The organism is Pseudomonas sp. Cab53, from assembly GCF_018325965.1.
GTDB classification, from domain to species: Bacteria; Pseudomonadota; Gammaproteobacteria; order Pseudomonadales; family Pseudomonadaceae; genus Aquipseudomonas; species Aquipseudomonas chlororaphis_E.
On the sequence record NZ_AP021902.1, the window covers coordinates 2,484,140 to 2,503,099 of the forward strand.

At 63.4% G+C, this 18,960-nt stretch carries 17 protein-coding genes; 4 read left to right on the top strand and 13 right to left on the bottom strand.

Annotation, left to right across the window (positions count from 1 at the left end):
• Nucleotides 1–153 precede the first annotated feature (153 nt).
• Nucleotides 154–2,115, top strand: a complete 1,962-nt coding sequence (locus KI241_RS10855; RefSeq protein WP_212803674.1) for a methyl-accepting chemotaxis protein — start codon at nt 154–156, stop codon at nt 2,113–2,115.
• 68 nt (nt 2,116–2,183) lie between these two features.
• On the opposite strand, the gene KI241_RS10860 is transcribed toward KI241_RS10855, so the two are convergent.
• Nucleotides 2,184–2,912 (bottom strand): SDR family oxidoreductase, encoded by a 729-nt coding sequence (locus KI241_RS10860; RefSeq protein WP_244868272.1) that lies wholly within the window; start codon nt 2,910–2,912, stop codon nt 2,184–2,186.
• A gap of 110 nt (nt 2,913–3,022) precedes the next feature.
• Between KI241_RS10860 and KI241_RS10865 the strand changes: the two genes are divergently transcribed.
• Nucleotides 3,023–3,397 (top strand): helix-turn-helix domain-containing protein, encoded by a 375-nt coding sequence (locus tag KI241_RS10865; protein ID WP_123578034.1) that lies wholly within the window; start codon nt 3,023–3,025, stop codon nt 3,395–3,397.
• A gap of 153 nt (nt 3,398–3,550) precedes the next feature.
• On the top strand, nt 3,551–4,642 hold the full coding sequence (locus tag KI241_RS10870) for a hypothetical protein (protein WP_212803676.1): 1,092 nt from the start codon (nt 3,551–3,553) through the stop codon (nt 4,640–4,642).
• A gap of 12 nt (nt 4,643–4,654) precedes the next feature.
• Here the strand turns inward: KI241_RS10870 and yghU are convergent, their stop codons facing one another.
• The 5 genes from yghU to KI241_RS10895 form a co-directional block, all read right to left on the bottom strand.
• On the bottom strand, nt 4,655–5,494 hold the full coding sequence (gene yghU, locus KI241_RS10875; protein ID WP_047735514.1) for a glutathione-dependent disulfide-bond oxidoreductase: 840 nt from the start codon (nt 5,492–5,494) through the stop codon (nt 4,655–4,657).
• 51 nt (nt 5,495–5,545) lie between these two features.
• Nucleotides 5,546–6,280 carry an ABC transporter substrate-binding protein gene (locus KI241_RS10880; RefSeq protein ID WP_042732821.1) on the bottom strand — a complete coding sequence of 245 codons (735 nt, stop codon included), beginning with the start codon at nt 6,278–6,280 and terminating at the stop codon, nt 5,546–5,548.
• 24 nt (nt 6,281–6,304) lie between these two features.
• Nucleotides 6,305–7,648 carry a diguanylate cyclase gene (locus KI241_RS10885; protein ID WP_123578036.1) on the bottom strand — a complete coding sequence of 448 codons (1,344 nt, stop codon included), beginning with the start codon at nt 7,646–7,648 and terminating at the stop codon, nt 6,305–6,307.
• A 1-nt stretch (nt 7,649) separates the two neighbouring features.
• Nucleotides 7,650–8,402, bottom strand: a complete 753-nt coding sequence (locus KI241_RS10890; RefSeq protein ID WP_042732823.1) for a transporter substrate-binding domain-containing protein — start codon at nt 8,400–8,402, stop codon at nt 7,650–7,652.
• Nucleotides 8,403–8,539: 137 nt separating this feature from the next.
• Nucleotides 8,540–9,535: an aldo/keto reductase gene (locus KI241_RS10895; RefSeq protein ID WP_042732496.1), complete on the bottom strand. Its 996-nt coding sequence runs from the start codon at nt 9,533–9,535 to the stop codon at nt 8,540–8,542.
• A 113-nt stretch (nt 9,536–9,648) separates the two neighbouring features.
• On the opposite strand from KI241_RS10895, the gene KI241_RS10900 reads away from it, so the two are divergent.
• Nucleotides 9,649–10,572, top strand: a complete 924-nt coding sequence (locus tag KI241_RS10900) for a LysR family transcriptional regulator (RefSeq protein ID WP_123578038.1) — start codon at nt 9,649–9,651, stop codon at nt 10,570–10,572.
• A gap of 51 nt (nt 10,573–10,623) precedes the next feature.
• On the opposite strand, the gene KI241_RS10905 is transcribed toward KI241_RS10900, so the two are convergent.
• From KI241_RS10905 to KI241_RS10935, 7 genes are all read right to left on the bottom strand, one after another.
• Nucleotides 10,624–11,379 carry an ABC transporter ATP-binding protein gene (locus tag KI241_RS10905; protein WP_123578039.1) on the bottom strand — a complete coding sequence of 252 codons (756 nt, stop codon included), beginning with the start codon at nt 11,377–11,379 and terminating at the stop codon, nt 10,624–10,626.
• A complete protein-coding gene (locus KI241_RS10910) occupies nt 11,373–12,434 on the bottom strand; it encodes an iron ABC transporter permease (RefSeq protein WP_042732499.1) in 1,062 nt (353 codons plus the stop codon). Before KI241_RS10910 ends, KI241_RS10905 begins: the two co-directional genes overlap by 7 nt.
• Entirely contained in the window at nt 12,431–13,618 is a 1,188-nt protein-coding gene (locus KI241_RS10915) for an ABC transporter substrate-binding protein (protein ID WP_123578040.1), read from the bottom strand. The genes KI241_RS10910 and KI241_RS10915 overlap by 4 nt, the downstream gene beginning before the upstream one ends.
• Before the next feature lie 64 nt (nt 13,619–13,682).
• Nucleotides 13,683–16,097, bottom strand: a complete 2,415-nt coding sequence (locus tag KI241_RS10920; RefSeq protein ID WP_212803677.1) for a TonB-dependent receptor — start codon at nt 16,095–16,097, stop codon at nt 13,683–13,685.
• Between the two features lie 98 nt (nt 16,098–16,195).
• Nucleotides 16,196–17,173: a FecR family protein gene (locus KI241_RS10925; RefSeq protein WP_042729710.1), complete on the bottom strand. Its 978-nt coding sequence runs from the start codon at nt 17,171–17,173 to the stop codon at nt 16,196–16,198.
• The gene (locus KI241_RS10930; protein ID WP_047735507.1) at nt 17,174–17,689 is read right to left on the bottom strand and encodes a sigma-70 family RNA polymerase sigma factor; all 516 of its coding nucleotides are present in this window, start codon (nt 17,687–17,689) and stop codon (nt 17,174–17,176) included.
• Nucleotides 17,690–17,774: 85 nt separating this feature from the next.
• The gene (locus tag KI241_RS10935; RefSeq protein ID WP_042729712.1) at nt 17,775–18,959 is read right to left on the bottom strand and encodes an aminotransferase class V-fold PLP-dependent enzyme; all 1,185 of its coding nucleotides are present in this window, start codon (nt 18,957–18,959) and stop codon (nt 17,775–17,777) included.
• Between the last annotated feature and the right edge of the window lies 1 nt (nt 18,960).

Consider the following 18,960-nt stretch of genomic DNA (forward strand, 5'->3'; position numbering starts at 1 on the left):
TGGCGCTTAGATAAACGCTGTACGGTAGGATATTAGGGGTGATGGCTATTTGATATTGGGTTAATATCACCCCACGATCAGCGTGTACAAAATCCCTTCTTACAACAGCGCCGCGCGTCAACTAATCGAGTATGGAATGAGGCTTGAACGAATATGCTCAGGAATGCACCGCTACGTCTGAAACTTTTATTGATTCTTTTACTGCCGTTATTAGGATTCCTGACCCTGGCCGGTATTTTTGTCGGCGATAACTACCGGACGCTGCGCGACATGGACGCGACGGTGACCGCCAGCGCCACCGCCCAGAAACTGAGCCTGCTCATCACCACCCTCCAGCGCGAACGCGGCGCCAGCGGGGTTTTCCTCGGTAGCGGCGGTAAATCCATGGGTGACCGGCTGGCCCAGATGCGCCGGGATGCCGACACATCGGTCGCTGTGATTCGTGAATTGCCGGTGTCGGGGAACAATCAACTCACCAAAGTCATTAGTGCCTTGGATGAGTTGTCCAGTGTGCGTGCACAAGTCGACAAGTTAAATATCAGCAGCACCGAATCCGGTGTTCGCTACACCGACATTATTCAAGTATTGATCGGTTACACCCACTCCCTGGAAGCGACCATCAATAACGCGACCATTGTTCATGCGCTCGGCGCACTCAATCAATTCATCGAAATGAAAGAACGGGCCGGGCGCGAGCGCGTCGTGCTCGGCCTGGTGTTCGCCCAGGACCGCTTCGACGAAGGGCTGTTGTCACGGTTCAGCCGCAATTGGGGTGAATTTACCGCCTACCTGGACGCTTTCCGTCGCAAGGCCCCACCCGTCTTGCTGCAGCAGTTCGATGATCAGATGCGCAAGCCGGCGGCCGTCGATGTTGCCCGGTTGCAGCGCCTGGCATTCGAGGTGCCGCTGGGCCAACTGCTGGGCATCAAGCCGCAAGACTGGTTTGAAACCGCGACCCAACGGATCGACCTGATGGGCCAGGTGGAAGAAGCCCTCGGTCAGAGTGTCAGCCGCCTGGCCATGCACGAGCGCGATAGCGCCAGCCGTGCCCTGTGGCTGACGATCGGTGCCGTGGTCGTTGCGTTGCTGGCGGTGGCGGTGCTGTCGTACCTGATCATCCGCATGATCGACCTGGCGGTGCGCGACGTGAATCAGGTCCTCAATGACCTGGCGGAGCGTGATCTCACTGCCCGGGCAAGTCACGAAGGCAAGGACGAGTTCGGCCAGATCTCCCGCAACCTCAACCGCATGGCCCAGGAGATCAGCGGGGTGGTGCAGGAAATCGGCAACGCCACGGCACAAGTGGCGACGGCGGCGGAAGAGTCTTCCACGGTGACGATCCAGACCAGCCAGAGTGTCGAGCAACAACGCCAGGGCACTGAACTGGTCGCCACGGCGATCAACCAGATGAGCGCAACGGTGCGAGAGGTGGCCCAAAGCACCAACGATGCGGCGCACATGTCACAGCAGGTGAACATCAGCACCGCTCAGGGCCGGGTCGAGATTGAAAGCACCATCGGGCTGATCCGCCAGTTGTCCGGCCAGGCCGAGGAGACTGCAGCGATCATCGGGGACCTCAAGGAGGAAAGCGATGCCATTTCCTCGGTGCTGGATGTGATTCGTGGCATTGCCGAGCAGACCAACCTGTTGGCCCTCAATGCGGCGATCGAGGCTGCGCGTGCCGGCGATCACGGTCGCGGGTTCGCGGTGGTGGCCTCGGAAGTGCGTACCCTGGCGCAAAAGACGCAAGAGTCCACGGGCAGCATCCAGCAGATGATCAGCAACTTGCAGGCCGGTTCGGACCGCGCGGCGCTGTCCATGCAGCAGACCCTGGGCAAGGCTCAGGATGGTGCGAGCAAGGTCGAGCGGGCGGGTGAGTTGCTGGTGGAAATTGCCGAGGGCGTGGCGACCATCAGCGACCGTAACATCCAGATCGCTTCGGCGGCGGAAGAACAGAGTGCGGTGTCCGAAGACATCAATCGCAATGTCAACGAGATCAATGACCTGGTGATCCAGGTCAGCGCCGGGGCCGAGCAGACGGCAATCACCAGCCAGGAACTGGCGCGCCTGGCGGAGTACCAGCAGCAGTTGGTCAGTCGTTTCAAGGTGGCCTGAAGGGGGGCGGCTGCGGATCGAACTTCGATCCGCAGCCGCTCGTTCGATTCAGACCTGATTGGTCGGCATCACGAACAACTCGGCAATGTTGACGTTGCGGGGGCCGAGACCGCGAACAGGACCGTGTCGGCAATGTCTTCCGGCGACAGGAACTGCAACTGGCCCGAGAAGCCGGCAATCATCTGCACATACTCTTCGCTGGTCGTGTGCTGCGTCAATTCCGTGGCCGTCGCACCGGGTTGGATGCTGGTCACGCGGATATTGTGCTTGTGCCCGACCTCCATGCGCAGGCCTTCGGTAAAGGCGCTCACGGCGAACTTGGTGGCTGAGTACACGGCGAAACCCTGGCCGAACACCTTGCGACCGGCGACCGATGACGTGTTGATGATGTGGCCGGAATGCTGCTCGATCATCTGTGGAAGTACCGCCGCCGACACGTTCAATACGCCCTTGATGTTGACGTCCACCATGCGGTCCCACTCGTCGGTCTTGAATTCATCGACGCTCGACAACGGCATCAGCCCGGCGTTGTTGAAGGCCACGTCGATCCTGCCGTAGGTGTCGAGCAGTTTCCTCACGCCGGCGTCGACGGAGGCCTTGTCGGCGACGTCCATTTCCAGGACCAGGGCCTGGCCACCTTGTTGTTCAATCTCAGCGTGCAACGCGTGAAGGCGATCGGCCCGGCGCGCCGCAAGACCCACCCTCGCGCCCGCGGCGGCGAGTTTCTTCGCGGTGGCTTCGCCAATGCCGCTCGATGCACCGGTAATCAGTACGACTTGTCCAGTCAGTGCGTTCATGACCCATCCTCTTGTGCTCATCGTGAGGATTCACGACGAGATTTACGGTTGAGTTGCCATGGTATACATCGGATACTAGGTTGCAATTACGCACCTTAAGGGTACTAGATATGCTCGACGATACTGCAAAGCCCGAATGCACCCCGCAACGGCTGGAGCAAACCCGTCTGGTCCTGGACCAGATCGCCAACAAATGGTCGATCATGATCATGACCCGGCTGGCCGACGGGCCCGTCCGTTTCAATGAACTGCGCAGACTGTTGGGGAACATCACCCACAAATCACTGACCGAGGCCCTCAGGCGCCTCGAACGCCACAAGTTGATCCGCCGCGAGGTGATCTGCTCCTCGCCCGTGGCCGTTCAATACGAAGTGACCGACCTTGGCCGGACACTCGAAACCCCCGTGACGGCCCTGGTGCGCTGGGCTGAAGACCACGCCGGGGAGATGCTGGATGTGCAGAGCCAGGAAGAGCTGGGGGGCTAGCTGTCCCGAAAAATCAGCTCGCCAACGCCTGGACGCCCCAGCGGCACCCGCTATGCTTCCGCGATGGCCTCTGGCCATTTACCCTGAACACTCCATCGATTTCATGGCGACAGACGAGACGTCAGCTTGTCATCGCCTTTGCTGAGACAACCCATGAATAAATACAAGAAAGTGGCGGCAATTGCCTGGGGCGTTTGGTTGGGTTGCGTTGGGCAGGCCGGGGCGTTTCAGCTCTCGCCGAGCGGTACCGAGGCCGAGCGGGAGATGGCCAAGAAGTATGGGGTTTCCTATAAGGCGTCGGTGCCTCTCATGAGTTTCGCGTTGCACAGCTTCGGCGATTCCGCCCATGAGGCGTTGACGCAGAAAATCTATGGGTGTGACGGGGATTGGCAGTATTGCAACAACCCCAACCTCGAAGATGCCGGTGCGTATGTCATTGCCGGTGTTCGCTGGAACGACGATCCGGTGTTCATGCCCAGTGCCGAAGATGTCAAGACCAAGGGGTGCGATGGTCGTTATTCGGTGGGGTTCATTTCCCAGACCCGGTGTTGGGTGAACCTTTTCGAAGAGGCAGAGGACAAGAGCGCCGTGGACCCGATGGCCTTCATGGGCACGGGAAACTACATCGCACGTTCGCATTTCGGCGACCTGCAGTTTCTGCATGCAATGGCTTCCCAGGAGGGCAATCCCGCAGAGAAGACCAAACGGGAGATCATGATGTGGGCAGAGTTCGCCTGGGGGGTTGCGGATGGTACTTACCCCATCAATACCTATTTGAAGGACATCAGGATCGACGGCTGGGACCAGCATTTCAATAATGGGCAGACCGTGCAGGACCTGTTCGCCGTCGGCCGCCCCTGGCTGCGTACCAACGTGGACAAGGTGGCCTTGGGCAGCCTGTTGCACCTGGTGGAAGACAGTTTTGCCGGTGGCCATGTCCAGCGCCGGGAGGAAATTCTCGGCGACAAGTGCATGGACGGTACCCAGGCGGTCCTGGCCCGCATCGAGGAGTTCCATTCCTACGCCAGGCAGAACCACACCAAGCACAAGGACGCCGACGCCAGTGCGGTGGCCAGGCTCATGCTGATGAAACATGAGCCTGACGTGGTGGACGCCGGCAAGAAGCTGCGAGGGTTTGCCGTCGATGGCAAGAAATGGGCGGACGTCAGGCCCTATCTGGATGAGTGTGTGTTTGCCCTGGCGAAGCAGACCAGTCCGGCGTCGGCGGGGGATCAGTACAAGTAGACCCTCGCACCTTCAGTCCAGGTCTTCAGCCCGATGCCGCTCCGGCACCTGGCTGGCCTCATCACCCCAGGTCCGGTTGACACGTTGTCCACGCAGGACGGCGGGGCGGTTGGCGATGGCTTCGGCCCAGCGTTGCACGTGGGTGTAGCGCTGGGCGTCGAGGAATTCGGCGGCCGAATAGACGTTGTTGCGCACCAGTTGGCCGTACCACGGCCAGACCGCGATGTCGGCGATGGTGTAGTGGTCGCCGGCCAGGTACGGGCTTTCGCCCAGGCGGCGGTCGAGGACGTCGAGTTGGCGCTTGGTTTCCATGGTGAAGCGATTGATCGGGTACTCGAGTTTTTCCGGTGCGTAGGCGTAGAAGTGCCCGAAGCCGCCACCCAGGTAAGGTGCCGAACCCATCTGCCAGAACAGCCAGTTCAGCGTCTCGGTGCGCCCGGTCGGGTCGGTGGGCAGGAAGGCGCCGAATTTTTCCGCCAGGTACAACAGGATCGAGCCTGATTCGAACACGCGGATCGGCGGTTCCACGCTGCGGTCGAGCAGGGCCGGGATCTTCGAATTGGGGTTGATCTCGACGAAGCCGCTGGAGAACTGATCGCCTTCGCTGATGCGGATCAGCCAGGCGTCGTACTCGGCGCCCGTGTGCCCCAGGGCCAGCAGTTCCTCGAGCAGGATGGTGACCTTGACCCCATTGGGCGTGGCCAGGGAGTAGAGCTGCAGTGGCTGCTTGCCCGTCGGCAGGGTCTTTTCGTGGGTCGGCCCGGCGATCGGGCGGTTGATGCTGGCGAACTGGCCGCCAGATGGGGCTTCATGAGTCCAGACTTTGGGCGGAACATAGGACGCTTTGCTCATAGGGACTGACCTCCTGGGTGGTTGGCACGCGGGCGTGCCGATCCCCAGAGCTTACCGCTTTTCGCCCATGATTCGCGCCACTTCGCCAGATGCCTTGAGTTGTTCGAAGGCGCGCTGGGCCTTGGCGACGATGTCGTCCGGGGTGCTCAGGCTGAAGGCCAGGTAGACCCGATGGGGTTGTTCGTCGAGGGAATAGACTTCTTCCAGGCTGTTGAAGTCCACGTGGGTGTCCTGGCTCATCAGGCGCGCGGCGTTCTCCGGCATCGGAAGCAACTGGATCTGATGGTTCAGCAGTTTCTGGAAGTTATCGTGATTGTCAGCCGACACCACCAGGCGGGTGAAGCCGCGCTGTTGCAGGTAGATCTGCTTGGCGTCGTTGCGTACCACCCCGATGCTGTACTGCTTGGCATCGTCGAGGACCTTGACGGCGATGCTGTCATCGCCGCGAAGCTTGTAGAGCTTGCTCGGCACCCGGAGGATCTCGCCCACCCATTTGAACGACTGCTCGCGAGCCGGCGTGCGGTCCAGGGGGAAAATCAGCACATTGGGTTCGTGCAGCGCCTTTTCGTAGGCCCGGGCCCAGGGGTAGAGCAGCACGCTGTAGTCGTTGAGGGCCGCGCCCTTGAGGGTTTCTTCGGCGATCTGCGTGCCGGGCCCGGCCACCTTGTCTTCACGCAGGTAGGCGTACAGGGAGTCTTCGGTCACGACTTCGATGGCCCCGGCCTGGCTTTTCAGGCTGAAGAGGGCGAGGAGCAGGCATAAGCAGAGTGTCAGGCGATTAGGCATACAGACCTCGTTGGCCGCGTGGTGTTAAAGAGCGACGCAATCGCGCCCCTGGTGTTTGGCCCGGTACAGCGCCTGGTCGGCGCGCTGCAACAGTTGATCGAAGTGGTCCATGCTCTCGGGGTCCAACTCGGCGATGCCGATGCTCAGCGTGACGAAGCGCGAGACGCTGGAGCCGCTATGGGGCAGCTCACGCTCGGCCAGGCTGGCGCGCAGCCGATGGGCGGCTTCGCTGGCCTGCCGGGCGTTGACGTTGGGCAGTACCACGACGAATTCCTCGCCGCCCAGGCGAGCGGCCAGTTCACCCGAGCGGCCGAAGACGCTGCGCAGGGTTTCGGCGATCTGCTTCAAGCACTGGTCGCCTTGCATGTGCCCGTAGGTGTCGTTGTAGATCTTGAAGAAGTCGACGTCGCACATCAGCACCGCAAGTGGCGTCTTGTGGCGGATGGCCCGGCGGAATTCGACCTCCTTGAGTTCGTCGAAATAGCGCCGGTTGGCCAGGCCCGTCAGGGCGTCGTGACGCGACAGGGCTTCGAGCGCCTGGTTGGCGGCCTTGAGTTCGGCGGTCCGTGCCTCCACCAGTTGGGCCAATTGGTCGCGGCTGGCGGCGAGGGCCAGTTCATCGGAACGCTGGCGCTCCAGGTGGGCGTGGAGGTTGTCCTGGAGTTCGTTGACCTGGCATTCGAGCAGGCTCAGCTCGTCCTGGCGGTGCACCGCCCGTTGCAATCGCAGGTGGCGCTTGAGGGTCTGTGGCGCGACTTCGCCCAGGTGGCGGGCGATATGGACCACATGCACGGTCACCAGGCGGTTGAACATGGTCATGACCAACCCGGCCAGCAGCAACGACTGGATGACTTGGGTGATGACGATGCTGCGGGCTTCGTCCCAGAGGCGTTCCCACAGCAGGCGGTTATCGCCTTCGATGGTCAACTCGCCGACCTTTTCGTGCGCCCCGGCGTAGGGCTGTGCGACGAGTTGGCGATGCAGCACCGGCGCGGCACCGGAAGACTCGACGGTGTATCGGTTGAGTTCGATGATTTCCGGCGGTTGGCCCGGCCGCACGATGTTCAGTACCACGCGCCCCACTGGCGCGGCCGTCGCGACGCTGGCGATCTGCTGGTCGAGGGATTCACGGTCCATTTCCCAGATGGCGTGGGCCAGGGTGTTCTGGAACACCTGGTCGATCAGCACCAGCTCCGAGTTCATCTCCGCCAGGTTGTTCTCCCAGGCCAACCAGGTGCGCCAGGTGACCATCGCCAGGGTGAAGACCAGGCTGAACAACAGGGTCGCGAGCACCAGGCGGCGGCCGAGGGAACTGAATGCCCCGGTACGCGGTTGCGCGCTGGACACGGCCCTGAAGTTGCCGGTCATGTCATAGCCATTTGCGAACGATGGCATCGTAAACACCGTTGCGGCGGATCGCTTCCAGGCCGGCCCGGAACTTCTCGACCGTCTCGACCGGCGTGTTGCGGCTGAACGCCATGTTGAGGCCTTCGCTGCTCAAGTCGGGTAGCGCCAATGAGCGGATCAGCACTTTGTCCGGGTCTTCGCCGTTCTGGCGGGTCAGGTACAGGGCGTTGAGTTCGTTGGAAATCCACAGCTCCACGTGGTCGACCTTGAGCTTGCGGTAGTTGTGCTCGTATTTGGTGCTCGACTGCAGCTCCTCGCCGATGCGAAAACCTTTCGACACCAGGTATTGCTCGCCAACGTCCTGGTTGACCGTGGCGATCTGGTGACCATGGGCGTCGGCCAGCGAGTTGAGTTTCACCGGGCGGTCGGCCAGCGAGTAGATGTACCACTGGGTCGGCGCAATCGCGCCGACCCACTGGAACAGTGATTCACGCGTGGGGGTGCGCACGATGGAATAGATCAGGACGTTGCTTTCATTGAGCGCCAGCTCATACGCGCGGGCCCAGGGCATGGGATGGATCGGTGCGTCCATGCCGACTTCCTTGAGCACCGCCTCGACCACTTCGGTGCTCATGCCCGTCACCCGGCCATTTTCCGTCATGTTGTAGGGCGGCAGTTCCTCGGTGACGATGCGCAGCGGGGCCTCGGCCGCGCAAGCGTTCGCAGCCAGGGCCAGCAGGACACCACACAACAGGCGGTTAAGCGCAGAAAGCATCGATCATTACCCTAAGTAACCCGCAAGGCCTGGTCAGGCCCAAGCGTTATCACTTAACGCTCATCAGGCTATCGGCGGGTTTGGCAGCGGCTTGAGCGTAACGGGCCGCTGCCTGGGGGCTGCGCCTGACGATGGGCTCAACCGTCGAGCAGCGTCATGGTCGCGGCTGCATAGCGGTCGCCCGCCACCGCGCCCTCGGCGGTGAAGATCCCGTCCAGCCGTGCCAGCTCGTCAGCGCTCAAGGCAATCGAGCTCGCCGCCACGTTGCTTTCCAGGTACTTGCGTTGCTTGGTCCCCGGGATCGGGATCAGGTATTCGCCCTGAGCCAGGACCCAGGCCAGGGCCAATTGGGCGGCGCTGATGCCCTTGTCCGCGGCCAATGCCTTGACCCGTTCCACCAGGGCCAGGTTGTGGTTGAAGTTGTCCGCCTGGAAGCGTGGGTTGGTGCGGCGATAGTCATCGGCGGCAAAATCCTGCGCGGACGTCTGGGTGCCGGTCAAAAAGCCTCGGCCCAGCGGGCTGTACGCGACGAAGGCGATGCCCAGGCGCTGGCAGGTCTGGAGCACGCCATTGCGCTCCGGTTCCCGTGACCACAACGAGTACTCGCTTTGCACGGCCGCCAGCGGATGCACGGCATGGGCGCGCTGGATGGTGTCGGCGCTGGCTTCCGACAGGCCGATGTGGCGGACCTTGCCGGCCTTGACCAGCTCGGCCATGGCGCCGACGGATTCTTCCACCGGCACCTGCGGATCGATGCGGTGCTGGTAGTAGAGGTCCAGGTAATCCGTTTGCAGGCGCTGGAGGCTGCCGTCGATCGATTGCCTGATGTACTCGGGGCGGCCATTGACGCCACGGGCATGGGGATCGCTGCTGCGCACCAGGCCGAATTTGCTCGCCAGGTAAAGACCCTCGCGCTTGCCCCGCAGCACACGCCCCAGCAGCGCTTCGTTGGTGTGCGGCCCATACATGTCGGCGGTGTCGAACAAAGTCACGCCCAGCTCAACGGCGCGGTGGAGGGTGGCGATGGCTTCCTGCTCATCCACGCCCGTGGTGTAGAAATCGGACATGCCCATGCAGCCCAGGCCGATGGAGGAAACGTGGGGGCCGTGATGGCCGAGTTGACGGGTGTTCATGGTGAGGTTTCCCTGGTGTTGAATGACGAGTTCAGTGTCCAGTAAACGGTTGGGTGGATAAATCCGTGATTATTGGTTTAACTATTCGTCATTTCTAAACAGTGAGCCCGATGATGGATCGACTACAGGCCATGCAGGTGTTCCGGCGTATCGTCGAGCTGGGCGGCTTTGGCAAGGCGGCCGACGACCTCAAGCTGCCGCGCGCCACCGTCAGCCTGTTGATCCAGCAACTGGAAGCGCACCTCGGGGTGCAGTTGCTGCACCGCACCACCCGACAGGTGCGCGCAACGCTCGACGGCGAGGCCTATTACCAGCGCAGCGGCCAGTTGCTGGACGACCTCGACGACTTGGAAAGTTCGTTGTCGGTGCAGCGCAGCCAACCCCATGGCACGTTGCGCGTGGACATGCCCATTGCCTTTGGCTGCGCCTGGATCGTGCCTCGGTTGCCGGCGTTCTATGCGCGCTACCCGGCGTTGCAACTGGACATCGGTTTCCATGACTGGCAGGTCCACCTGCAACGCGAAGGCGTGGATTGTGCGATCCGCGCCGGCAACATCGCCGACCAGGGCTTGGTGGCGCGACCCATCGTGCGCCTGCCACAACTGACCTGTGCCAGCCCCGGCTACCTTGCCCGCGCGGGCACGCCCCAGGTGCCGGAGGATCTGGCGTCACACCGGGTCATCCGGTTCGCATCCGGCAATGGGCGGTTCTTTCCGTTCGAATTCGAGGTGGCCGGGCAGGTGCACGAGAGGCAACTGCCTGGTGAGCTGACCGTCAATAATGCCGACGCCTATGTCGCGGCCTGCGAAGCTGGCTTCGGCTTGATCCAGGTGCCGCGCTACCACGTTCGGCGGCAGTTGGCCGAGGGCACGCTGGTCCAGGTGTTGGGCGAGTACCCGGTGCCGCTGTGGCCGATCTCTGCGGTGTACCCGCCCCATCGACAGCTATCCCCACGGGTACGGGTGTTTATCGACTGGGTGGTGGAGCTGTTGCAGGGTGTCGCCGATGAACAGGGTGCGGTGATGGAGAGGATCTAGTCGACGTCACGGGCGCGGCCAGGCATGAACATCGCCTGGCCGCGCCGGCCATCAGACGATGTCGTCGATGAGGATGTGACGCTCGCCACGGCTGCACTGCTCGATCCGTGCCTGCACCTTGTAGACCTGGCGCAGCATCGACTCGGTGATCACCTCATGGCTCGGGCCGCTGCCCTGGGTGGTGCCGTCGGCAATGACCAGCACCTGGTCGGCAAAGCGCAGTGCCTGGTTGAGGTCATGGATGGCAATGAACACGATGACCTTGCGCTCGCGGGCCAGGGCGCGCATGAACTTCAGGACCTGGACTTGCCGGTGCATGTCCAGGGCGCTGGTCGGCTCATCCATCAGCAGGATTTCCGGTTCGCGCACCAGGGTTTGTGCAATCGACACCAATTGCTGCTGTCCGCCGCTGAGCTCGCCGAGGTTGCGAAAGGACAACCCGGTGATGCCGAGCGCGGCGAGGATGTCGTCCACCCGTCGCAGTTCATCGTCGTGGACGACCCAGCCTTGGGTCAGTTGTTTACGCGCCAGCAGCACCGACTCGTACACCGTCAAGCGAGCGCTGGCATTCAAGCCCTGGGGCATGTAGCTGATGCCTTGCGGTCCTTTTTCCGAATCCTGCAGCACCACCTGGCCGGGGCCGTCGATCAGGCCGGCCATCCGTTTGAACAAGGTGGATTTGCCCGCCGCGTTCGGCCCGACCACCGCCACGACCTGGCCGCCGATAAAGGCCGCGGTGGTGACGCCCTCGATGACGGTGTGCTGGCCGTAGCGGGCCCCCAGGTTGTCCAGTTGGAGCTTCACCATGTGTTTTTCTTCCCGCCCAGGATCAGTGATATGAAGAACGGCACGCCGATCAACGACGTGACCACGCCGATGGGAAAGATCGCGCCGGGAATCAGCGTCTTGCTGACCACCGAGCTGGCGGACAGGATCAATGCGCCGGTGAGCAGGGACGCCGGCAGGAAGAACCGTTGGTCTTCACCGATCAGCATCCGCGCGATGTGCGGCCCGACCAGCCCGATGAAGCCGATGGTGCCGACGAAGGCCACGGGGAACGAGGCGAGCAGGCTGACCATGATCAGCGTTTGAAAGCGCAGGCTGCGCACATTGACGCCGAAGCTTGCCGCCTTGTCGTCGCCCAGGCGCAACGCCGTCAGGGCCCAGGCGCGCCTGGCGAAGATCGGCAGGGTGACGAGAATCACCAGGCAAATGACCCCCAGTTTTGGCCAGGTGGCCTTGGTCAGGCTGCCCATCGTCCAGAACACCACGGCCGCCACCGCTTGCTCGGTGGCGAAAAACTGCACCAGCGCCAGCAGGGCATTGAAGGTGAAGACCAGGGCAATGCCCAGCAGCACGATGGTTTCGGCGGTGACGCCGCGGCGCATGCTCAAAAAGTGGATCAACAGGGCCGATAGCATCGCCATGATGAAGGCGTTCAGCGGCACCATGTACTGCGCCGCCAGGGGAAACAACGCGACGCCGAACGCCAGTCCCAACGCGGCGCCGAAACCGGCGGCCGCGGAAATGCCCAGGGTGAACGGACTGGCGAGGGGGTTGTTGAGGATCGTCTGCATCTGTGCGCCAGCCAGGGACAATGCCGCGCCAACCGCGACAGCCATCAAGGCCACCGGCAGGCGGATGTCCCACATCACCACCCGAACTTGCGGGGACGCGCTGTCCGGCGACAGCAGGGCGCCGAGCACTTCTTCGAGGCTGTAGCGCGCCGGCCCGAGGGCCAGGTCCAGCAGCACGCTGCCCATCAGCAACACCACCAGCGCGCCGAGGATCAAGCGTTTGCGCAGCACCAGGCGTCGATAGGTTTCCCGCTGGACTTCCAGGGTCTCGTTCATTGAGCTCATGGCTGGGCCTGCGGGGCGTGCAGGCTGACGAAATAGCCCGGTTCGTACGGCACCGGCAGGAATCGCTCATGCAACTCGCGGAAGGCGGCATCCGGGTCAAGGTCGGCAAACAGGTCCGGGTGAAACCACTTGGCCAGTTGCTGGATCGCCACGAACTGATAGGGGCTGTTGTAGAACTGATGCCAGATGGCGTGGAACGCCTGGTTGTCCTGGGCCTTGATGCCCGCATAGGCCGGGCGTTGGGTATACCACGCCAGTTTGCGCCGCGCCTGGGCCATGTCCGCGCCGGGGCCGACGCCGACCCAATGGCCGCCAGGGGCGAAGGCTTCCCAGTTGGCGCTGGTGACCACCACCTGATCGGGGTTGGCGACAATCACCTGCTCGGCGTTCAACTGGCCGAACGTGGTGGGGATGATGCCTTTGGCAATGTTGTTGCCACCGGCCAGCTCGACGAACAGCCCGAAGTTCTCGTTGCCGAAGCTCAGGCAGCAGTCATCGGTGTAGCCGCCGATGCGCTCGATGAACACATTGGGACGGGTAGGGTGGCGGGCTTCAATCACATCGGTCACGCGCCGGATCTGTTGGTTGCGAAAATCGATGAGCGCCTCGGCCTGCGCTTGCTTGCCAAACAATTGGCCGAACAGGCGCATGGTGGGCTCGGTGTTCTGCATCGGGTTATTGCGGAAGTCGACGTAGACCACGGGAATGCCCAGCGCGTCGAGTTTCTCGATGTAGCGGGCGTCCTCGGTGGCGTGTTGGGCTTCGATGTTGAGGATGATCACGTCCGGGCGTTGGGAGATGGCCTGCTCGATGTCGAAGGTGCCGTCCTCGAAGCCGCCAAAGGTCGGGATCCTGGCGATGGCGGGAAACTTGCGCAGGTAGGCGCCGTAGGTGTCCGGGTCGGACTGGATCAGGTCCTTGCGCCATCCGACGATGCGTTCGAGGGGGTTCTGGGTGTCCAGCGCCGCGACCAGGTACAACTGCCGCCCTTCGCCCAGGATCACCCGCCGGACCGGAAGGTGGACCTTGACCTTGCGCCCGAGCAGGTCGGTCACGGTGCTCAAGGCGGGCGCCGGGTCGGCGGCCAGGGCTTCGCGCGGTGCCAGTGAGCCTAGCGAGAGGCCCAGCAGACCTGTGAACAGCAACGCGGCGAGCGTTCGGGTGCGGCGAAAAACGGTAACCATGGTTTATGCCTTTACAGAAGCCAGGCCGGACAACGACGCCTGTCGTTGCGACGGACCGGACGTTTCAGAAATCAACGGTGGCAGACAGCAGCAGGGTGCGCGGCGCCCCCTGGGAAAACGCGCCGTAGGAGGCGACTCCCGACCAGTACTCGCGGTCGAACACGTTCTGCACGGTGGCGCGAAGGGTGGTCGGTCGTTGCGCGATGCGCGTGGTGTAGCGGGCACCGACGTCGAAGCGGGTCCAGGCATCCAGCGCCTGGGTGTTGGCCTGGTCGACGTACTGGCGACTGGTGTAGATCGCGCCGCTGGTCAGCGTCAGGCCTTCGATGCCGGGTATGTCCCACTCCGCCCAGAGGTTGGCCTGGACTCGCGGAACACCCACCGGTGTGTTGCCACGGTTGGCGGCGACGCGGCTTTTGGTCAGTTGGCCATCCAGCAGGGTCGTGCCAGCCAGCAGGCGCGTGCCCCGGGCGATCTCGCCGGCCAGGTTCAGCTCGACGCCCCGGTTGCGTTGTTCGCCCTGGACCGAGAACACCCCGGAGGCCAGTTCTCCGCTGGGCTTCTTGATCTGGAACAGCGCCAGCGTGGCCATGAAGCTGTCGTAGTCGAGCTTGAGCCCGACTTCCTGCTGCCGGGAAACGTAGGGCGAAAAAACCTCGCCTGCGTTCGAGGCGGCGGACGGCGCGATGTCGCCCTTGCTCAAGCCTTCGACGTAGTTGTAGTAGAGCGAGACATGCTTCCAGGGCTTGGCGACGACGCCGAACAGCGGCGTGTTCTTGCCTTGGTCGTAGTCGGCGGTGACCGCTCCCGTGGCGTTGTAGTTGTGCGACTCGATGGTTTGTCGGCGCAGGCCGGCGGTCACTTGCAGGCGCCCGTCGAGCACGGACAGAGTATCGGCGAGGGCGATGCCGGACAGTTCGCTCGCGGAAACCTTCGGCGTGCTCGGCTCAGCAATCGAAGGCTTGGGCCGGTCGATCGGGTGGTAGATGTTCGACAGCAGCGGCGCGCCGGAATTGATGCCCCGGGACAGCTCATCGCGGTAACGGCTCGCTTGCAGCACCGTGCTGTGGCTGACCGGCCCGGTATCGAAGCCCAGTCGCGCGCCGATGTCGACGGTGTAGCGCTGGACTTCGAATTTGTAATAGCCGGGAATCGAGGAGGTATCGCTAGCGGCATTGATGAGGGTTGGGGTCTGGTCCGACAGACGTTCGACCGCCGATTGGCCGCCGCCGGCGTGGGCGAACACCGTCAACGCATCGCTGAGGTCATACTCGCCGCTCAGCAGCGCGGACCGGTCCCGGGTCTTGGACCGGCCCCAGTCCTGGCTGACACTGGTGCGTCCGTTGGCGGCGGACGGAATCTGCACGCCCGGCGCGATCAGGAAGGGTCGGGACGCGGCGTCGAGCTCCTCTTGCTGGTCGATCAGGTCCAGCGTGGTCCGCAGGCGTTCTCCCTGGTAGTCCAGGGAGAGGGCGCCGATCCCCAGGTCCCGGGATTGCTGGTCGATGGCCGTGTCCCCTTGCTGGAGGCTGCCGTTGAGCCTGACGCCGAACCGGCGTTCCTCGCCGAACCGGCGGCTGACGTCGAGGTGGCCCCCCAGTTGCGAGTTCATCGCGTAGCGGCTCGTGAAGCGGGTCAGGTCCTCGTCGAGCGGCCGCTTGGGCACCACGTTGATCACGCCACCGACGGCGCTGTTGGGCGACATGCCGTAGAGCAGGGCGCCCGGACCCTTGACCAGTTCGATGCGCTCGGCGTAGTCGGCGAACACCCGGTAGTTGGACGCCACGCCGTAGACACCGTCGAATGCCAGTTCGCCGAGATTGCCTTCCCCTACCGGAAAACCACGGATGAAGAACGAGTCGACGATTCCGCCTGCCTGCCCGGTGGAGCGCACCGAAGAATCACGTTCGAGCACATCGCCGACGGTGACCGCCTGCTGGTCCTTGACCAGGGTCGAGGTGTAGCTGCTGATGCTGAAGGGGGCGTCCATCGCATCCTTGTTGCCCAACAGGCCGAGACGCGCACCGCGAGCGACCTGGCCGCCGGGGTAGGTTGGCGGCAGGCTGTCGACGGGCTTGCCCAGGGTCTCGATGTTGATGGGCGGCAGCGCTACTCGACGCAGCACCAGGGTATAGCTGCCATCGTCGCGCCTGATCATGTCCACGCCACTGTCGGCCAGCAGACGGCCCAGGGCTTGCTGGGTCGTATACGTGCCGGACAGCCCGGGGCTGAGCAAGCCTTCGGTGATTGCCGGCTGGAACGACAGGGCCAGACCGGCTTGCGCGGCAAAACTCGACAAGGCGGGGCCGAGCGGGCCGGGCGCGATGTTGTAGGCGCGGACTGCGACCGTATCGAGTCGAGTCGGCGGGGCGGCCAAGGCCAGCGACCCGCTGTCCGCGCCCAGGACCAGGCCGAGCAACACACTGCGAAAGACGGGCTTGGTCAGACGATCCGGACGCCGGGGCCGCGCAACAAGCATGGATGGATGACCCTATGGACGAGGAAAAATGGTTATTCCTTTCTTTGCCAGCCGAGGCGAAAAAAAGTATCACCCTCGCGATGATTTTTTTCGTCGGGTCAGGCGGGGGAAAGGGTCACCCAGTAGCCGCTCAGGTGGCCGCTGACCAGGATCGGGTAGGTTTGCACCAGCATGTTCAACGTGCGTTGCGTGTCACTGACCGGGAAGGCGCCGGAAATGCGTAGCCCGGCGATGGCCGGGTCGCAGCGCAGGAAGCCGCGGCGATAGCGCGCCAGCTCGCTGACGAAATCCGCCAGGCGCATCTTGTCGACCACCAGCATGCCTTGGGTCCAGGCGCTGGCGTTGCGATCGGTCGGGGTCAATTGGCCAATGTCATGGCTGGAAAAATCGGTGCGCTGCCCGGCCGCGACGATCAACGGCGCCTGCTGGGTGCTTTGCGCCAACTCGACCCGCACGGCGCCGTCGAGCACCGCCAGGTGAGTGCGCGCCTGAAGCTCGCGGACGATGAACTGCGTGCCCAGGGCCTGCATCCGACCCTGGCCGGTGTCGACCCGGAACGGGCGGGCCAGGACGGCGGTGTCCGGGGCGGTCTGCACCAGGATTTCCCCTTCGCGCAGCCTGACAAGGCGTTGCCGGGTGTCGAACAGCACGTCGATGGCCGAGTCGGTATTGAGGGTGATCCGGGAACCGTCCGCCAGGCTCAATTCGCGGCGCTCGCCGACGGCGGTGCGGTAGTCGGCGGACCATTGCTGCTGTTGCGCGAGTTTCCAGGTGCCCCACCCGGTAGGCACTGCCGCCAGCAGCAAGGCCAGCTTGCCGAGCGCCCGGCGACGGTCGGGGTGGCTGGGACGGTCCAGCGTCGACATCGCCAGCGTCGCCGGTAACCCGCCGAGCTTGCTTTGCAGCAATTGCGCGCGGTTCCAGGCCCGATCCCGCTCGGGGCTGCTGACTTTCCAGCACTCCCATTCGGCGCGCTCGGTGTCGCTGAGCTCGCTTTCGCTCAAGCGCATCAGCCACTCGGCCGCCTCCTCGAGGACCTTGGGGTCCAGGGGCGGCTCATGGCGATGGGTCAGCATTCATTCCACCAGCATCAGGCACTGGATGAAGGCGTGCTTCATGTAGCGCTTGACGGTGATGAGCGAGATGTTCAACTGTTCGGCGATATCGTCGTACTTCAGGCCGCCGATCTGCGACAGCAGGAATGCCCGGCGGACCAGCGGGGCCAGGCTGTCGAGCATGGCGTCGATTTCGTGCAGGGTCTCCAGCACCATCCAGCGCAGCTCGGGCGATGGGACGTCCTGGACGGGCAGGTGCGCGAGGGCTTCCAGGTAGGCGCGTTCGAGGGCCTTGCGCTGGTACCAGTTGATCAGGATGCCCTTGGCCACGCAGCTCAGGTAGGCCCGTGGCTGTTCGATGGTGGTGACCTGGGACGCGAGGATGCGGGTAAAGGTGTCCTGGGCCAGGTCCGCTGCATCCATGGCGTTGCCGAGCTTTTTCTTCAGCGTGGCGTACAGCCAGCCGTGATGACCGGCATACAGCGCCTCGATCACGCGCAGATGGTTGTCGTTGTTCGCGGGCAGGGATTGGCTCATGGCTGCAGTTTTTTGCAATTGAGAAGTATTCCCAATGCTAATTGACAACCCGCCTGCGACGCAAGCGTGATTCCATCTGCGCCTTTCAGCGGCCGGGCAGGCGCCTGAGGGCGTGTACCAGGGCGTCGATTTCAGCGTGGGTGTTGTACGCGTGGACGGACGCGCGACTGACTTCTGGCAGGCCGCGCTGCTGCATGTCCAGCAACGTCGAGCCGGCCCGGGAGGTGCTGACGTTGATGCGTCTGGCTTGCTGCGCCAACCACTGCTGGAGCTGGGTCGCGTCGCTCTGGTGATGGGTGAACGTCACGATGCCTGACTTGAGCGCGCCCAGGTCCTGGACGGTTACCCCGGGGACCGTCGCCAATTGTGTGCGCAAGTGGCTGGCCAGTTGCTGGATGCGTTGCCACATCGGTTCGATACCCTGGGCGAGGGCGTACTCCACGGCGGCACCGAGGCCCAGCTTCGCCGCCACGTTGCATTCCCAGTTTTCGAAGCGTCTGGCGTCGTCGCGGATGGCGAAGGTTTCGGGTGTCAGCAGCGACGCGGCGTGAAGGTCGAGGAACGTCGGCTCAAGGGTCTGGCACAACGCGTGTTCGACGTACAGAAAGCCCATGCCCCGGGGGCCCCGCAGATACTTGCGGCTGGTGGCGGCGAGCATGTGGCAGCCGATCTTCTTCACGTCGATGGGCATCTGCCCGACGCCCTGGCAGGCGTCCAGCAGGAACAGCTTGCCGGCTGCCCGCGTCAATGCGCCGATCTGTTCGATGGGTTGGACCGGGCCGCCGTTGGTGGCGATCACCGGAAGCGACACCAGCGCCACGCGTTCATCGTCCAGAAGGGTCTTGAGCGCCGACAGGCAGACCTGGCCGTGCTCATCGTTGGGCAGGACCCGAAGCTCGATCCCGCGCTGGCGTTGCAGTTGCAGGTAGGGAATGTAGTTGCCGGCGTATTCGGTGGTGGACGTCAGCACCACGTCGCCCGGCCTCAATGGCAAGGAGTAGAAGGCCATGTCCCAGGCGCGGGTGGCGTTTTCGATCACGGCGATTTCATCGGCCCGGGCGTTGATCAGACGGCCAATGGCGCCATAGACGTTCTCCAGTGCCTGCGCCTGTTCTGCGGCGGCTTCGTAGCCTCCCAGGCAGGCCTCACGCTGCAAGTGGCCGGTGATGGCGTCGAGCACCGGCTGGGGCATCAGCGCTGCGCCGGCATTGTTGAAGTGGATCAGCTCCGCGGCACCGGGCGTGTCGGCGCGCAGTTGTTCAATGTCCAAA